Genomic DNA, 16,256 nt, shown 5'->3' with positions numbered 1-16,256 from the left:
GATGATCGCGGCGCTGGAGGCGGGGCGCGGCGCCGCGGGGGGGGGGGGGGGGGGGGGGGGGGGGGGGGGGGGGGGGGCGCGCCCCCCCCCCCCCCCACGCCGGGGCCGAACGGTGGGGGAGTGTCGGGGGAGTTCGCCGGCCGGGCCCTTCGGTATCAGGACCCTGGTGGGGGAACGGAGGCGGCACAGCCGTGGTTCGCAGCAGACTCGGCGCCGGGGTCGCGGTGTCCGTCCAGGTCGCGGTGCTCGGGATCGGGGTGGGGGCGGGCCTGGGGCTCGGCCTGGCCGGCGTCGGCGGCACGCACGCGCCGACGGTCCTCGCGAGCCCATCGCTCGCGGGATGGCCCGGCGGGCCCGCGACGGCTCCGGTCGCGCGAGCATCCTCGTGGCGACTGGCCGCCGACGATCCGGAACCGCCGTCGCCTCCCCTCCCGACACCGACTGGGGGACAGCCTTCGCCGCCGTCCTCCGAGCTGCCGGTGGAACCGGGCCTCCCCTTCGGGCCCTCGTTCCACCAGCACCTCCCTTTGCCGCATCCCACCACCACGCCGCCACCGCCACCGACGCCGCCACCGTCGCCGTCTCCCCGGCCGACACCGCCGCCGCCCCCGAGGCCGACCCCGCGCCCGACGCCGGCACCGACGCCACCGACGCCACCGCCGCCGCGGCCCACGCCGCGTCCCCGGCCCCCGGCGCCCCGGCCCGTGCCGCCGCCTCCGGTGCACCGCGTTGCCGCGCCGCCGCAGCCTCCGCAGAAGCCTGCGATCCCCCCGGCCACCGCCGCGCCGCCGCCGGACCGGCCGGAGTCGGCCCCCGACTGGGGCCTGACCACTCTCGTCGCCCTGATGGTCCCCGCGACCATCGCGGCGGCCGCCGCGGCCGGCGGGGCCGTCGGCGGACCCTCCGGACCTTCCGGGCCGGCTACAGGAGGCAGACCATGATGGTGTTCTGGGCGATCGTCGCCCTCGTCGTCGGCGTGATCGTGGCGGTAGGGCTGGCCCGGCTGCTCGGACGCTCCGAGCGCGCGGTGTCCGGGTCCCACAACCCGCAGGCCCTGTCGGTCGTGGGCAGCGCGCTGCTCTCCTCGTTCATCCTGCTGACCGCGTTCCTCATCGCCAGTACCTGGTCGACCTACAACACGGACCGTCAGCACACGTACGACGAGGCCCGGTCCGTCACCACCGCGTACTGGCTGGCCGGCAAACTCCAGCCGGCCGACCGCGACCGGGTGCGCGCCGGCCTGACCATGTACGCGAACGAAGTCGTCGCCGACGACTGGCCGGCGATGGGCCGCCATCAGACCTCGGACACCTCCGCCGCCGCGCTCGACGGCCTGCGCATCGAGGTCGGCGCGATCCACCCGGCCACCGCCGCCGACGAGAAGGACCGGGCCGACGTCGCCGCCGCCCTGGACGACGTCTACTCCAAGCGGCTGATCCGTGCCGCCGACGTCAACTACTCGATGCCCTCGCTGCTCTATATAGCGATGGTGATCGCCGCGATCCTGCTGGTCGCCTACCCGCCGCTGGTCGGGCTGACGGCCAACGGCCGTAACGTGATCGTGCTGTCCGGGCTCGGGGCGATGGTGGGTCTGGGGATCCTGATCGTCATCGGCTTGTCTCAGCCTTACTCTGAACCGTTGAGCATCGAGCCGACCGCCTTCCGACACGCGCTTCAGCAGTTCACGCAGATCAACGGGTGAGACAACTAGCATCCGTTACCGAGTCGTTGTCAGCGAGCCCCTGATCGGATGCGCGCCTTGCGATTAGATTTCGGCGCAGTTTCCCTACGTAAACGGGAGGGGTCTCGTCTCATGTCAGAGAGCGAGCTGAGTACTAGAGGGCCGGTGGTGACGCCGGCCCGCCTCATCGCGGCGGTCTGCGTCATCGTGCCCTTCGTCGCGGTGCTGTGGGTGCCGATCTTCGACAAGGACAAGCCAGAGGTCGCGGGCTTCCCGTTCTTCTTCTGGTGGCAGTTGCTGTGGGTCGCGGTGACGGCCGTGCTCATGGCCTTGGCGTACTTCGTCGTGCGCCGCGAGGAACTGGCCCGCAAGCGGGTACCCGCCGCGGTGGTACCCGCCTCGGTGGTCGAGCAGATCGCGGCTGATGGCACGTTCGAGCAAGCGCCCGAGCAAGCGCCTGAGGAAGCACCCGAGGAAGCGCCCACGGAAGGGGACTCGGAATGACACCCCGCCTGACCGCCTCGAAGGTCCCGACCCCCGACGTCGGCACGCACGGCGTCAACAAGACCGAACTGGCCGTCGTCGTCTTCTTCTTCCTGCTGGTCTCAGTGCTCGGCTTCCTGGCCGCGCGCTGGCGCAAGGCTCGCGAGGCCAACCATCTGGAGGAGTGGGGTCTGGGCGGCCGCAGCTTCGGCGGCTGGATCACCTGGTTCCTGCTCGGCGGCGACCTGTACACCGCGTACACGTTCGTCGCGGTGCCCGCGGCGCTCACCGCCGGCGCGTTCGGCTTCTTCGCCGTGCCGTACACGATCATCGTGTGGCCGCTGGTCTTCCTGTTCCTGCCGCGGCTGTGGTCGGTCTCGCGTAAGCGCGGGTACGTCACCCCGGCCGACTTCGCCCGCGGGCGCTACGGCTCCAAGTCCCTGGGCCTGGCGGTCGCGATCGTCGGCGTGGTGGCGACGATGCCGTACATCGCGCTGCAGCTGGTCGGCATCCAGGCCTGCCTGGACGTGATCGGCATCGGCGGCAAGGGCTCCTCGACCTTCGTCAAGGACCTCCCGCTGTTCATCGCCTTCGCGGTGCTGGCGGCGTTCACCTACACCTCGGGTCTGCGCGCCCCGGCGGTGATCGCGTTCGTCAAGGACTTCCTGATCTACCTGGTCATCATCGTCGCGGTCATCTACATCCCGACCCGCATCGCCGGCGGCTGGCACGGCATCTTCCACCTGGCCGCCTCCGGTCCGGCCGGCAAGACCAAGCCCGGCTTCCTGTCCCTGAACGACGCCAACGGCAAGACTAACGCCTTCCCGTACGCCACCCTCGCGCTCGGTTCGGCGATGGCGCTGTTCATGTACCCGCACGCGCAGATCGGCGTGCTGTCCACCAAGAGCCGCAACACGGTCCGCAAGAACCTCGCGGGCCTGTCGATCTACTCGCTGGTGCTGGGCTTCATCGCGCTGCTGGGCTACATGGCCCTGGCCGTCGGCTTCAACGGCACCGCGACCGGCCACCTCGGCGGCAACGCGCAGCACGCCGTCCCGGCCCTGTTCGACGCGGTGTTCCCGTCCTGGTTCGCCGGCGTCGCCTTCGCGGCGGTGGCCATCGGCGCGCTGGTCCCGGCGGCCATCATGTCGATCGCGGCGGCGAACCTGTTCACCCGCAACATCTTCGTGGACTTCATCAAGCCGGATGCCACCGCGCACCAGCAGGCCCAGGTGTCCAAGACGGTGTCGCTGCTGGTGAAGTTCGGCGCCCTGGCCTTCGTCCTGAGCCTGGACGCGACCAGCGCGATCAACTTCCAGCTGCTCGGCGGCGTGCTGATCCTGCAGACCTTCCCGGCGATCGTCATAGGCCTGTTCAACCGCTGGTTCCACCGCTGGGCACTGGTCATCGGCCTGTGGACCGGCGTGATCTACGGCGTCGTCGTGGCCTGGCAGCAGAAGAAGCTCGGCGGCACCACCGGCAAGGTGGTCCTGCAGCAGCACTTCGGCAACCAGATCGCGAAGGTGCCGGGCACGCATCTGTACTCGTACATCGCCATCACGGCACTGGTGCTGAACCTGGTCGTCGCGGTCGTGCTGACCCTCGTGTTCCGCGCCCTGAAGGTCGCCGACGGCGTCGACGAGACGCAGCGCGCCGACTACACCGCCGACGAGGGCGACGCGGACCTGCCGGACCTGATCGAGGCCGAGCCGGCGCTCGCGGAGATGCAGACTTCGGCCTAGCAGCGGACGAAGCCCCGGGTCCGGCAGCGGGACCCGGGGCTTCGTGCTGTGCGGCCTCAGGCGGCCAGACCGGTGGCCGCGGCGTAGCGGCGACGGTGCCACGCGGGGGTGCCGAAGAGCTGCGAGGTGGCGTGGGCGCGCTTGAAGTAGAGATGGATCGGGTGCTCCCAAGTGATGCCGATGCCGCCGTGGAGCTGGATCGCTTCGCCGGCGATGGTGCCGAAGGCCTCGGAGCAGTAGGCCTTGGCCCGGGACGCGGCGACGGTGAGTTCGTGCCCTGACGCGGCGGCGAAGGCGGCGCCGTAGGAGGCGGAGCGTGCGGACTCCAGCAGGGTGTACATGTCGGCCAGCCGGTGCTTCACCGCTTGGAACGAGCCGATCGGACGACCGAACTGCACGCGCTGCTTGGCGTAGGCGAGGGTCAGGTCGAAGGCCCGCTGCGCCGCGCCGACCTGCTCGGCGGAGAGTGCCACGCAGGCGAGGTCGAGGATCCGGTCCAGCGGGGCCTGCGAACTGAGCAACTGCGCGGGGGAGTGCTGGAATGCGACGCGTGCTTGGGGGCGGCCCGGATCGACAGTCTCGACCTTGGTGACAGTGGCATCGGCGGCAGCGACGACGAACAATCCGGTGGCGGCCGGCATCCGCGCCGGAACGACGAACAGGTCCGAATCCCCGGCATCCAGCACATGGTCTTCTGCTCCGGTCAGCCGCCAACCGCCGCCCACGGCCGACGCCACGACCGAAGTCCCGAGCAAGGAATCCGCCGGACCCCCGACCGGCCCCCCGACCGAACCCCCGACCGGAGCCTCGACCGGAGCCCCGGCCGATGCTTTTGCCGCGCCACCCCACACCACCGTCGCCCGCGTCCCGCCGCCGGCGATCCCCGGCAGCAGCTCCGCCTTGGCCGCCGCCGCGTCCCCGGCCAGAATCGCCTGCGCGGCCAGCGTCGTGCTCAAGAACCCGGGCGCCGCCAGGGCCGCCCCGAGCTCCTCGAGCACCACGTGCGTCTCCAGCACCGAGAAGCCGGCGCCGCCGTACTCCTCGGGGATCGCCAGGCCGAGCGCTCCGACCTGCTCGGCGAGCAACCGCCACACGTCGCCGCCGGCGGCCCGCTCCAGCAGCGTCCGCACCGTCCGCCGGAGTTCTTGCTGTTCGGGGTCGAAGCGCATGCCGCGGACCGTAGCCCGCTTCGTGCCAACCCGCCAGAGCGGTCTATCGCGATGCGCGCAGCGTCTCCACCGGAACCGCCGGCAGTCCGTCGATGCTCGTGGCGTTCTTGCGCGCCACGTAGTCGACGTGGAACTCCTCGTCGCGCCGGCCGAAGTACTCGGCGAGCAGCCGCCGCTCGCCCTGGTAGTCCATGAACGGCACCGCGTAGCCGCAGGAGTCGCTGATCCGCTTCGCCTGGACCAGGACGATGGCCCGCGCGCCGGGGTCGGCCGCCGCCGGGAACAGTCCGATGTACTCCGCCCAGCGCGGGTCGTCGCGCCACAGCACCTCGCCGGTGCCGTGCACGCGCACGATGTTCGGCGGCCCCTCGAACGCCGCCCACATGAGCGTGATGCGGCCGTTCTCCCGGAGGTGCGCCAGGCTCTCGGCGCCGCTGCCGGTGAGGTCCAGGTACGCCAGCCGGTCCGAGCCGAGGACCGCGAGCGAGCCGCGGGTGCCCTTCGGCGAGAGGTTGACGTGCCCGTCGGCGGCCAGCGGTGCGGTCGCCACGAAGAACAGGGGCTGCGCCTCGATGAACTTGCGGAGCTTGGCGTCGATCACCTCGTGCACGTTGACCATGCTTCGAGTGTGCTCCCGTGCCCGCATTCTGGGCAACGGAATATCAGATCATGGACGCTCTTCTGCTCTCGCCGGTTCCGTGGCCCGCCCCGAAGCCGCCAGCTCGTCCAGATCGAGCAGCATCTGCTCGGCCAGGTCACGCTCGGCCGCGTGATACCGCTCGGCCCACTTCAGCGCGATCTCGGGATAGGCCCAGTCCGTCTCGTCGTGCGCAGCTTCGGCGTCCACTGCCGCCTCGGCGCGCCGGCGTTCGGAGTTGTCGCGATGCTCCGTCACGATCTCGCGCAGCCGCTCCGGCTCGGTCAGGTGCCCCAACCACACCCGGAGAAGCACCCCGTGCTTGAGCACCGGCACTTCGACCGGCGCGGTCCGGGCCCAGGTCCGCACCGCCTCGCGCCCGGAATCCGTGATCGCGTACACGCGCTTGCCGCGCACGTCTTCCTGCATCACGGTCCGCGACGTCACGTACCCGTGCTTCTCCAGCCGCTTGAGCTCGCTGTAGATCTGGCTGAACGACGGCGACCAGTAGAACAGCTTCAGCGACCAGTCGGCCCACTTCTTGATGTCGTAGCCGGACAGCTCCTGCTCGAAGGACAGCATGCCGAGCACCGCCCAGCTCGTCGCGGGCAGGTGCGGATCGCCGGTGCCGGTCTCCGCCGATTCGTCCTGTGACTGAGGGCTCACCTCAGTAAGGGTAGTGGCTCGCGGCCGCCCTTGACTCCTCGCGCGTCCTGAGATTCCATGCGCTGCGCAGCCTGTTTCTAATAGGAATATCCACGGCGGGAGACACCGTGCAGTTCTCCGTGATCTTCGAGGCCCAGCTCGCCGACCCCACGCCCGAGCGCGAACGCGCCACCCTGGCCGCCTGTGTCGAACAGGCGGTGGCCGCCGAGGCCGCCGGCTTCGACCGGGTCTGGGCCGTCGAGCACCACTCCCTGCTGCGCTACGCCCACATGTCGGCGCCCGACGTCTTCCTGGCCCACGTCGCGGCCAAGACCAGCCGCATCCGCCTCGGCCACGGAGTCGTCTGCCTCCCCTTCGGCTACGGCCACCCGATCCGCGTGGCCGAACGCGCCGCGATGCTCGACGTGCTCTCCGGCGGCCGGCTGGACCTCGGCGCGGGCCGGGGCGCGACCCGGCAGGAGATGGCGATGTGCGGCGTGGACCCCGACTCGACCTACGCGCAGGTCGAGGAAGCCTTGCGGATCATCGGGAACTGCTGGACCGCCGAGCAGTTCGAGTGGCACGGACTGCTCGACATCGGCCCCGGCCAGGTGCTGCCCCGGCCGGTGCAGACGCCGCACCCGCCGCTGTTCATGGCGTGTTCGAAGGCTGCGACCCTGCGCACCGCGGCCGACTACGGCGTCGGCGCGCTGGTCCTGGGGTTCGCCGGCGCGGAGGAGATCGCCACGATGCGCGGCGTCTACGACGCGGCGATCGCCGAGCGCACCGGTGAGCGGTTCGTCTCGGCGGTCCGCAACGACCACTTCGCCGCGCTGTGTCCGACGATCGTGGCCGACGACGGCGACGCGGCCTTCCGGATCGGCGCGCGCGGCCAGCGGTTCTTCGCCGAGTCGATCCTGCACTGGTACGGCGGCGGCCCCGAACCGTCGGAGGACACCGAGGACGACGACAACGCGGCCGTACTCCGACTGGAGAAGGAAGCGGTCGTGGCCAAGCTGCACGAGGCGAACATCCCGGTCCGTCCGAGCTCCACCGGCACCTACAACGTGAACCACGCCTACGGCACGGCGACGCGGGCCGTCGAGTATGTCGAGCAACTGGCGGACATCGGCGTCGACGAGGTGATCTGCCTGATTCAGATGGGTACCGTCCCGCATGGCGCCGCGATGGAGACCATCCGCCAGTGGGGCGCCCACGTGATCCCCCACTTCCGGAAGGACGAGAGCCGATGACGCTCGATCCGTATGCCCGCGCCATCATGGACGCGCTCACCCTGGTCTTCCCGGACCTCGGCGGCGCCGTCACCGACGCGGCCGAGGCGCGCGAGATCCTCGCCCTGGCCCCGGATCTGCCGGTCGTGGTGGAGCTGCCGTCGGTCGTGGACCGGACGATTCCCGGCCCCGAGGGCGCCCCGGACATCCCCGTCCGGATCTATCGTCCGGTGCCGGATCAGGCCACTGTGACACCGGGCGTCGTGTTCTTCCACGGCGGCGGCTTCACCATCTGCAACGTCGCCCTCTATGACAATTTCTGCCGCGAACTCGCGCACACCACCGGCGCGACGGTGGTCTCGGTGGAGTACCGGCTCGCGCCGGAGACGCCTTATCCCGGCGGGCTTGAGGACGCCTACGCGGCCACCTCGTGGGTCTGGACGCACGCCGCGGAACTCGGCGTGGACCCCGCACGCCTGGCCGTCGCCGGGGACAGCGCCGGCGGCAACTTCGCGGCCGTGGTGTCGCTGATGGCCCGGGACCGTGCGGCTCAGGGGAATCCGAGTCCTGCGATCGCCTACCAGCTGCTGGTCTATCCCTCGGTCGACCTCGCCGAGGACGGCTATCCCTCGCGGGAGGAGAACGGAACCGGCTTCTTCCTCACCACGCAGCACATGACGTGGTTCCACGAGCAGTACGTGCAGGGCGCCGACATCTCCGACCCCCACATGTCGCCGATCAACGCGCCGGACCACACCGGTCTGCCGCGCGCCTGCGTCGTCACCGCCGAGCACGACCCGCTGCGGGACGAGGGCGACGCCTACGCGGCCAAGCTCGCCGCGGCCGGCGTCGCCGTGGACCACATCCAGGTCGCGGGGATGTTCCACGGCTTCCTGAACATGCCGCACCCGACCGCCGAGAAGACCCGCGCCGCGGTGTTCGCCGCGGTGCGGGCCGGGCTGGAGGGCACGGGGAGCACGGCAGGGCCCTGATCCTTGATCGTGGCTACTTGACGGTGATGGGGGCGTTGCTGGTCAACGCGTCGATCACGTTGTCGGCGCGGCGGTCCTGGTTGGGGTTGTCCTGACGGACGTCGGCATTCGATGTGCTGAGCTTGTCGAAATACGATGAGCGGTCGTCGGTGGTGATGGAGACGCTCGCATTGCTGGTGTGCGCGAAGATGTTCTTGGGCCCGCCGGCGAACGTGGCGCTGATCGGCGCGTTGCTGGTCTGCATCCACGCGTCCCCGGCGCCCAGCTGCTTGGCCGAGATCGAGGCGTTCGAGTCATGCAGTTCCACGCCGCCGGCGACGTTGGTGACGGTGATGCCGGCGTCGCTCGTGGTCACCTGGACCGACACGGCCGGCGGCACCTGGATGTCGATGTCCGCGTCGCAGTCGACGCCGGCGCAGTCCTTGGTCAGCGTCAGCACGCCGTCCGCGAACTGCTCGGTGACCTTGGCACCGGTGGCGCCGCTGCTGAAGGCGTGCCAGGTCAGGGTGGCGTGGCCGGTCACGCCGAACAGCGCCGCGTTGCCGGCGATCCGGACGCTGCCGCCCTCGTCGACGACCACGACCCGGGTGACCTGGTCGGCATGGTCGAGGATCTGCTGCTTCTGCTGGCTGTTGATGCTGCCGGACAGGACGATCGCGGCGGCGCCGGCCGGGACGGCGACAGCGGCGACGACGCCGAGCAGCGCGACCGTGCTGACCCGCAGGGCCGCGATCGGGCGGCGGGTCGGAGTGGTTTCAGAGCTCATGTTCGGGCCTCTAACTGATGGTCACGTCGCCGTTGGTGGTGGTCACGTCGATCTCGTTGGCAGCCTTGCGATCCTGCACGTTCGACAGGACCCGGTTGCCGTTGGCGGTGCTCACGGAGTCGTAGTACGCGGTGCGGCCGTCGGTGACGACCGAGACGGCGGCGTTGGTGGTGACCGCCGTGATCCGGGCCGGGGCGCCGGTGAAGGAGGCGTCGATGCTGCCGTCCGTGGTGTGGAAGGAGGCGTCGCCGGAGCCCAGGCCGACGGCGTCGATGCCGCCGTTGCTCGACGTCAGGTCCACGGCGCCGGTGACGCCGGTGACGCCGATCTCCCCGTCGGAGGTGGTGGCCCACACCGCGACGTCCCGCGGCACCGTCAGCGTGATGTCGATCGGCCCGCATCCGCCGCCGGAGCAGTCCTTGGTCAAGGTGAGCACCCCGTCCGCGACGCTCTGCCGCAGCACGGCCCGCTTGCCGTTCTTGCCCTTCCACTGCACGACCGCCTGCCCGCTCGCCCCGCTCGCCGCGTCGGACCCGGAGATCCGCACGTCGCTCTCGGAATCGGCGACGACGACCCGGGTGATCGGGCCCGTCGCGCTGATCGCGGCCCGCTCCCGCTGGTCGGTCACCCGCGAGGACATCGCGAACGCCGCCGCGGCGGCCGGGACACCCACCGCCGCGATCACGCCGGCCATGGCGATGGTGCTGATCCGCAGGGCGCCGATCGGGGCGCGGGGCGGAGTGGCGTCGAAGGTCATGGATAGATGGTGGCTCGGCGACGGGGGTCCGGGCGATGGGGGTAGCCCCACTCTTGCCCGGACATCACCCTACCCGCGGGGATCTTGCTATGGGCGGTTCGACGATCAGCCGGTGCCGATGTGGCGGAGCAGTCGCTCACGGTGGAAGGAAGGACTTCCCCAGGCGGAGTACAGCGCCCTGATCTTCTTGAAGAAGACGGACAGGTCGTACTCGTCGGTGTAGCCGATGGCGCCGTGCAACTGGAGCGCGGCGCGGGCCGCGCGGTAGGCGGCGTCGCTCGCGGCGGCCTTCGCCGCGGAGACGTCGCCCGAGCCGGAGCTGAGGGCGGCGGCGAAGACCAGGGGACGCGCGAACTCCAGGCCGGTGTGCGCGTCGGCGAGCCGGTGCTTGACCGCCTGGTACTCGCCGATGACGCGGCCGTACTGCACGCGCTGCTTGGCGTAGGCGACGGTCATGTCCAGGGCGGCACGGCCGAGGCCGAGCAGCTGGGCGGCGGTGAGGAGCGCGGCGGTGTCGAGCAGGAGGTCGTTCGGCGACGCGCCCTCGACGGCGAACAGCGACCGGGTCGGATCCAGCGAGGCGGCCGGCCCGGCGACGGTCACCGACAGACAAAGACTCGCGACATCGGCGTTCGGCGCCCAGGGCGCGACCGGCGGCATGGCGGCGGTGGCGATCGCGCCGGCGGCTATGCGCTCGCGCCAGTCGGGCCGCACTGTCGCCACCGCCAGCGATTCCGGATACGGCCCGGGAGCCGCGTGATAGCCGACGCGCTCCATCGCCGCGCACAGCTCGACCGGGTACTCGCCTGCGAGCGAGTGCAGCCCGATCCCGGCCAGAGCGCGCCAGATCTCCAGACCCGGCTTGGTGTCGCCGGCCGCCCAGGAACGAGCCGCGGCGATGCCGTTCGCGTCGCGCAACAAGGAGTCGACCGCATCGCGGAAGTCGCGCTGCTCCTCGGTCAGAGCGAATCTCACCGCGCTGCCTCCTGGGTTCGGGCCCGGTCACCGGCCTTGTCGGCGCCGCCACTCGCGCCGCCACTCGAGCTGCAATTCGCGCCGCCATATGTGCTGCCATGCGTGCTGCCATGCGTGCCGCGCGAAGCCGCCGTCATCGCGGCCCCCTCGGCAACCCGAGCACCCGCTCGGCGACCACATTGCGCTGTACCTCGTTCGTCCCGGCGTAGATCGGCCCGGCCAGGGCGAACAGGTAGCCGTCCATCCACGCCGAGTCCAGCCGCTCGGCGTGCGGGCCGAGCAGGTCCAGCGCCGTCTCGTGCATCGCCAGGTCCAGCTCCGACCAGAACAGCTTGTTCACGCTGGTCTCCGCGCCGAGCGTGCCGCCGTCCGCGATCCGCGCCGCCGTCTCGAACGTCGCCAGCCGGTAGGCCCGGGCCCCGATCCACGCCTCGGCGACCCGGTCCCGGAACTCCGCCGGCCGGCCGGCCTCCTCCCACAGCGCGACCAGCCGCGCGGCCGTCGCCAGATACCGTCCCGGCGAGCGCAGGTACAGGCCGCGTTCCTTGCCGGCGGTGGCCATCGTGACCTTCCAGCCGTCGCCGGCCGCGCCGAGCACGTCCGTGTCCGGGACGTACACCTCGTCGAAGAAGAGCTCTGCGAAGCCCGGCTCGCCGTCGAACTGCGGGATCGGGCGCACCGTGATCCCCGGCGCGGTCAAGGGGAACAGGAAATAGGTCAGCCCTCGATGACGTTCGGCGGCCGGGTCGCTGCGGAACAGGCCGAAGCCCCAGTCCGCGAACGTGGCGCGGGAGGACCACGTCTTCTGCCCCGACAGCAGCCATCCGTCGTCCGACGGCGCCCGCGCCGCCGTCGAGCGCAGCGACGCCAGGTCCGACCCGGCCTCCGGCTCGGACCACACCTGCGCCCAGATCTGTTCGCCGGAGGCCGTCGCCGGTAGGAACCGCGCCTTCTGCGCCTGGGTCCCGTGGTCCAGCATCGACGGCGCGAGCAGGTTGATCCCGTTCTGCGAGACCCGGCCCGGGCTGCCCGCGGCCCAGTACTCCTCCTCGAAGATCAGCCACTCGGTGATCGACGCGCCGCGTCCGCCGTATTCGGCCGGCCACGACACCACCGAGTACCGCTCCCGGAACAGCTCCAGCTCCCAGCGGCGGTGCGCTTCGAAGCCCTCGGCGGTGTCCATCGACGGCAGCGGCTCGGGCGGCACGTGGGCGGCCAGCCAGGAGCGCACCTCCGCCCGGAACGCGTCCTCGGCCGTGCTGAAGCTCAGGTCCACGCGGCCTACCGTACCAAGCAAACGATTGGTAGGGTAGGGTTCGTGGACCTCACCGACAGCGCCGCGGACGAGGCCTTCCGTGCGGAGATTTTCCGGACCGAGCTGCGGGCCTGGCTCCACGACCACCTCACCGGCGAGTTCGCCGCGGCCCGGGGGCTGGGCGGCCCCGGGCGCGAGCACGAGGCCTTCGACGTCCGCGTCGCCTGGGACCGCCACCTCGCCGCGCACGGCTGGACCTGCCTGGACTGGCCCAAGGAGTACGGCGGCCGGGCCGCCGGCCTCGCGCAGCAGGTGATCTTCCACGAGGAGTACGCGCGCGCCGACGCGCCGATCCGCGTCAGCCACATCGGCGAACAGCTCCTGGGGCCCACGCTCATCGCCTTCGGCACCGAGGAGCAGAAGCAGCGCTTCCTGCCGGGCATCCGCGACGTGACAGAGCTCTGGTGCCAGGGCTATTCCGAGCCCGACGCCGGCTCGGACCTCGCCAACGTCAAGACCACCGCCGTGCTCTCCGAAGACGGCAGCGAGTGGATCCTCAACGGACAGAAGGTGTGGACCTCGCTGGCGCACCTGGCCGACTGGTGCTTCGTCGTGGCGCGCACCGATGCCGCCGCGCCGAAACATCGAGGACTGTCATACCTGCTGGTGCCGATGCGGCAGCCCGGCGTCGAGGTCCGGCCGATCCTGCAGCTCACCAAGACCTCCGAGTTCAACGAGGTCTACTTCACCGACGCGCGCACCCCGGCGGGCAACGTCGTCGGCGGCGTGAACGACGGCTGGCGGGTCGCGATGGCCACCCTCGGCTTCGAACGCGGCGTCTCCACGCTCGGGCAGCAGATCGGCTTCCGGCGCGAGCTCGACGGGATCATCGCGCTGGCCAGGCGGACCGGGGCGGCCGGCGACCCGCTGATCCAGGACCGCCTCACCCGCGCCGCGATCGGTCTGGACGTGCTGCGCCTCAATGCTTTGCGATCCATGACGGGCCTGACAGACAGCGCTGGCAACACTGACAGCACCGGCACGACCGGCAGCACCGGGGGCACCGCCGGCCCCGAGGCCTCGATCGGCAAGCTGGCCTGGGCCCGCTGGCACCGCGACCTCGGCGAGCTGGCGATGGACGTGCTGGGCCCGGCCGGCACCGTCACCGGGCCCGGCTACGACCTCGACGAGTGGCAGCGGCTGTGGCTGTTCAGCCGCGCCGACACCATCTACGGCGGATCCGACGAGATCCAGCGGAACGTCATCGCCGAGCGCGTCCTCGGCCTGCCGAAGGAGCCGCGAGCGTGACCGTGCCGACCGTGCCCGCCCCCGTGGCGGGCCACAACCTCCTCGCCGGCAAGAACGTCGCCGTCACCGCCGCCGCCGGGACCGGCATCGGCGCCGCCGCCGCGCGCCGCTGCCTGGAGGAGGGGGCGCGCGTCGTCATCAGCGACCACCACGAGCGCCGCCTGGGGGAGACGCACGCGGCGCTGGCGAAGGAGTTCGGGGACGAGCAGGTCCACGCCCTGGTCTGCGACGTCACCCGCGAGGAGCACGTCCAGGCGCTGATCGACGGGACCGCCGAGCGCTTCGGCAGCCTCGACGTCCTGGTCAACAACGCCGGCCTCGGCGGCACCGCCTCGGTCCTGGACATGACGGACGAGGAGTGGACGCGGGTCCTCGACGTCACCCTCAACGGCACTTTCCGCTGCACCCGGGCGGCGCTGCGCCGCATGCGCGACCAGGGCACCGGCGGGGCCGTGGTCAACAACGCCTCGGTGATCGGCTGGCGCGCGCAGGAGGGCCAGGCGCACTACGCCGCGGCGAAAGCCGGGGTCATGGCCCTGACCCGCTGCTCGGCGCTGGACGCCGCCGCGTACGGTGTCCGGGTGAACGCCGTCGCGCCGTCACTGGCCATGCACCCGTTCCTCGCCAAGGTCACGACCGACGAACTGCTGTCCGAGCTGACCGCCCGCGAGGCGTTCGGGCGCGCCGCCGAGCCGTGGGAGGTCGCGAATGTCATGGTGTTCCTGGCAAGCGACTATGCCTCCTACCTGACCGGTGAAGTCCTCTCCGTTTCGAGCCAACATGCCTAAACCCCCCACCTCCGACCGCCGCGCCGAACTGCTGAACCTCGCCGCCGGCCTGTTCGCCGAGCGCGGCTACAAGAACACCACCGTGCGCGACATCGCCGACGCCGCCGGGATCCTGTCCGGGAGCCTGTACCACCACTTCGACTCCAAGGAGACGATGGCGGACGAGATCCTGCGGACGTTCCTGGACGAGCTGTTCCGCGACTACCGCGCGATCATCGAGCGCGAGAGCGATCCGCGCCGCGCGTTCGAGCAACTGGTCGACGCCTCGTTCCAGGCCATCGACCGCAGCCACGCGGCGATCGCGCTGTACCAGAACGAGGCCAAGCAACTGCGCCAGTCGCCGCGCTTCGCCTACCTGGACGACACCGACCGCGAGTTCCGCGAGATCTGGCTGGGCACGCTGGAGAAGGGCATCGCCTCGGGGGCGTTCCGCGCCGATCTGGACGCCACCATGGCCTACCGCTTCGTGCGCGACACCGTGTGGGTCGCGGTGCGCTGGTATGTGCCGGGCGGCAAGCTCACCGCCGAGGCAGTCTCGGCGCAGTACCTCTCCATGATCCTCGAAGGGTTCCAGAGCAGGGGTTGACCGATGAGTCGGGAGTGATGCGCCAATGGGTGAGGCCTACATAGTCGGGGCCCTGCGAACAGCGGTCGGACGCAAGAAGGGCGCGCTGTCCGCGGCGCATCCCGCCGATCTGGGAGCGCACGTCATCAAGGCGGTCGTGGACGCCGCCGGGGTCGATCCGGCGGCCGTGGACGACGTCGTGTTCGGCTGCGTCGACACCATCGGGACGCAGGCCGGCGACATCGCGCGCACCGCGTGGCTGGCCGCCGGGCTGCCCGAGGAGGTGCCGGGGGTGACGGTGGACCGGCAGTGCGGGTCCTCGCAGCAGGCGGTGCACTTCGCGGCCCAGGCGGTGCTGAGCGGGACGGCGGACCTCGTGGTGGCCGGCGGCGTGCAGAACATGTCGCAGATCCCGATCGCGGCGGCGATGACGGTCGCGACGCAGTTCGGCATCACGGATCCGTTCTCCGGCTCGAAGGGGTGGCGGGCCCGGTACGGCGACCAGCCGGTGTCGCAGTTCCACGCGGCCGAGCTGATCGCCGAGAAGTGGGACATCTCCCGGGACGAGATGGAGGACTTCGCGCTGGAGTCGCATCGGCGGGCGCTGGCGGCGATCGACGAGGGGCGCTTCGAGCGCGAGATCGTGCCGTACGAGGGGTTCGCGGTCGACGAGGGGCCGCGCCGCGACACCTCCAAGGAGGCCATGGCCGGCCTGCGCACGCTGGTCGAGGGCGGCCGGCTGACCGCGGCGGTGTCGTCGCAGATCTCTGATGCCTCGGCCGCGCTGCTCATCGCCTCCGAGGACGCGGTACGCACCCACGGCCTCACCCCGCGCGCCCGGATCCACCACCTCTCGGTCCGCGGCGCCGACCCGATCTACATGCTCACCGCCCCGATCCCGGCCACCGCGTATGCATTGCGCAAGAGCGCGATGGACCTGGACGACATCGACCTGGTCGAGATCAACGAGGCCTTCGCGCCGGTGGTGCTGGCGTGGGCCAAGGAGACCGGCGCGGACCCGGCGCGGGTGAACGTCAACGGCGGCGCCATCGCGCTGGGACACCCGCTGGGCGCGACCGGCGCGCGGCTGATGACGACGCTGCTGCACGAGTTGGAGCGCACCGGCGGCCGCTACGGTCTGCAGACGATGTGCGAGGGCGGCGGGCAGGCGAACGTGACGATCATCGAAAGGCTCTGATCTGCGACATCTCCGCGCACGGTGATTGTTCGCCGAAACGTGTGCGATCTGTGATGCTAATCA

The 16,256-nt window shown here is 71.2% G+C and carries 17 protein-coding genes; 9 read left to right on the top strand and 8 right to left on the bottom strand.

The annotated features are described in order from the left end of the window. Positions 1-155 precede the first annotated feature (155 nt). Positions 156-305, bottom strand: coding sequence for a hypothetical protein (locus ABH926_RS44250; protein WP_370372822.1), 150 nt, complete (start codon positions 303-305; stop codon positions 156-158). Positions 306-937: 632 nt separating this feature from the next. On the opposite strand from ABH926_RS44250, the gene ABH926_RS44245 reads away from it, so the two are divergent. From ABH926_RS44245 to mctP, 3 genes are all read left to right on the top strand, one after another. Beyond that, a complete protein-coding gene (locus tag ABH926_RS44245) occupies positions 938-1,702 on the top strand; it encodes a hypothetical protein (RefSeq protein ID WP_370372820.1) in 765 nt (254 codons plus the stop codon). A gap of 111 nt (positions 1,703-1,813) precedes the next feature. Next, positions 1,814-2,185, top strand: coding sequence for a DUF3311 domain-containing protein (locus ABH926_RS44240; RefSeq protein ID WP_370372818.1), 372 nt, complete (start codon positions 1,814-1,816; stop codon positions 2,183-2,185). Further along, complete coding sequence (mctP, locus tag ABH926_RS44235; RefSeq protein ID WP_370372816.1) at positions 2,182-3,906, top strand: monocarboxylate uptake permease MctP; 1,725 nt, start codon at positions 2,182-2,184, stop codon at positions 3,904-3,906. Before ABH926_RS44240 ends, mctP begins: the two co-directional genes overlap by 4 nt. Positions 3,907-3,962: 56 nt before the next feature. On the opposite strand, the gene ABH926_RS44230 is transcribed toward mctP, so the two are convergent. The 3 genes from ABH926_RS44230 to ABH926_RS44220 are packed head-to-tail and all read right to left on the bottom strand — an operon-like array spanning position 3,963 to position 6,378. Further along, positions 3,963-5,075, bottom strand: coding sequence for an acyl-CoA dehydrogenase family protein (locus ABH926_RS44230; protein WP_370372814.1), 1,113 nt, complete (start codon positions 5,073-5,075; stop codon positions 3,963-3,965). Between the two features lie 43 nt (positions 5,076-5,118). Beyond that, positions 5,119-5,694 (bottom strand): pyridoxamine 5'-phosphate oxidase family protein, encoded by a 576-nt coding sequence (locus ABH926_RS44225; RefSeq protein ID WP_370372812.1) that lies wholly within the window; start codon positions 5,692-5,694, stop codon positions 5,119-5,121. A gap of 48 nt (positions 5,695-5,742) precedes the next feature. After that, the gene (locus ABH926_RS44220; RefSeq protein WP_370372810.1) at positions 5,743-6,378 is read right to left on the bottom strand and encodes a PadR family transcriptional regulator; all 636 of its coding nucleotides are present in this window, start codon (positions 6,376-6,378) and stop codon (positions 5,743-5,745) included. A gap of 107 nt (positions 6,379-6,485) precedes the next feature. Between ABH926_RS44220 and ABH926_RS44215 the strand changes: the two genes are divergently transcribed. Beyond that, positions 6,486-7,610 (top strand): LLM class flavin-dependent oxidoreductase, encoded by a 1,125-nt coding sequence (locus ABH926_RS44215; protein ID WP_370372808.1) that lies wholly within the window; start codon positions 6,486-6,488, stop codon positions 7,608-7,610. Further along, positions 7,607-8,581, top strand: coding sequence for an alpha/beta hydrolase (locus ABH926_RS44210; protein WP_370372806.1), 975 nt, complete (start codon positions 7,607-7,609; stop codon positions 8,579-8,581). The genes ABH926_RS44215 and ABH926_RS44210 overlap by 4 nt, the downstream gene beginning before the upstream one ends. A 13-nt stretch (positions 8,582-8,594) precedes the next feature. Here the strand turns inward: ABH926_RS44210 and ABH926_RS44205 are convergent, their stop codons facing one another. The 4 genes from ABH926_RS44205 to ABH926_RS44190 all read right to left on the bottom strand — a co-directional run bounded on the left by ABH926_RS44205 (position 8,595) and on the right by ABH926_RS44190 (position 12,355). Continuing rightward, entirely contained in the window at positions 8,595-9,347 is a 753-nt protein-coding gene (locus tag ABH926_RS44205) for a hypothetical protein (protein ID WP_370372804.1), read from the bottom strand. A gap of 10 nt (positions 9,348-9,357) precedes the next feature. Further along, a complete protein-coding gene (locus ABH926_RS44200; protein WP_370372802.1) occupies positions 9,358-10,104 on the bottom strand; it encodes a DUF4097 family beta strand repeat-containing protein in 747 nt (248 codons plus the stop codon). Between the two features lie 105 nt (positions 10,105-10,209). Then, positions 10,210-11,079: an acyl-CoA dehydrogenase family protein gene (locus ABH926_RS44195; protein WP_370372799.1), complete on the bottom strand. Its 870-nt coding sequence runs from the start codon at positions 11,077-11,079 to the stop codon at positions 10,210-10,212. Between the two features lie 133 nt (positions 11,080-11,212). Beyond that, entirely contained in the window at positions 11,213-12,355 is a 1,143-nt protein-coding gene (locus ABH926_RS44190; RefSeq protein WP_370372797.1) for an acyl-CoA dehydrogenase family protein, read from the bottom strand. Positions 12,356-12,397: 42 nt separating this feature from the next. Here ABH926_RS44190 and ABH926_RS44185 point away from each other — a divergent pair, with 42 nt between their 5' ends. Genes ABH926_RS44185 through ABH926_RS44170 form a run of 4 tightly spaced genes read left to right on the top strand, consistent with a single transcriptional unit; the run spans position 12,398 to position 16,193 of the window. Further along, positions 12,398-13,642 carry an acyl-CoA dehydrogenase family protein gene (locus ABH926_RS44185; protein WP_370372795.1) on the top strand — a complete coding sequence of 415 codons (1,245 nt, stop codon included), beginning with the start codon at positions 12,398-12,400 and terminating at the stop codon, positions 13,640-13,642. Beyond that, positions 13,639-14,430: an SDR family oxidoreductase gene (locus ABH926_RS44180; RefSeq protein ID WP_370372793.1), complete on the top strand. Its 792-nt coding sequence runs from the start codon at positions 13,639-13,641 to the stop codon at positions 14,428-14,430. The genes ABH926_RS44185 and ABH926_RS44180 overlap by 4 nt, the downstream gene beginning before the upstream one ends. Next, the gene (locus ABH926_RS44175; protein ID WP_370372791.1) at positions 14,423-15,016 is read left to right on the top strand and encodes a TetR/AcrR family transcriptional regulator; all 594 of its coding nucleotides are present in this window, start codon (positions 14,423-14,425) and stop codon (positions 15,014-15,016) included. Before ABH926_RS44180 ends, ABH926_RS44175 begins: the two co-directional genes overlap by 8 nt. A gap of 25 nt (positions 15,017-15,041) precedes the next feature. Continuing rightward, positions 15,042-16,193 carry an acetyl-CoA C-acetyltransferase gene (locus ABH926_RS44170; RefSeq protein WP_370372789.1) on the top strand — a complete coding sequence of 384 codons (1,152 nt, stop codon included), beginning with the start codon at positions 15,042-15,044 and terminating at the stop codon, positions 16,191-16,193. Positions 16,194-16,256 lie beyond the last annotated feature (63 nt).

Source organism: Catenulispora sp. GP43 (genome assembly GCF_041260665.1).
Taxonomy (GTDB): Bacteria; Actinomycetota; Actinomycetes; order Streptomycetales; family Catenulisporaceae; genus Catenulispora.
Note: the sequence above shows the minus strand (reverse complement) of the source record. Positions and strands in the feature narration are given on the sequence as shown.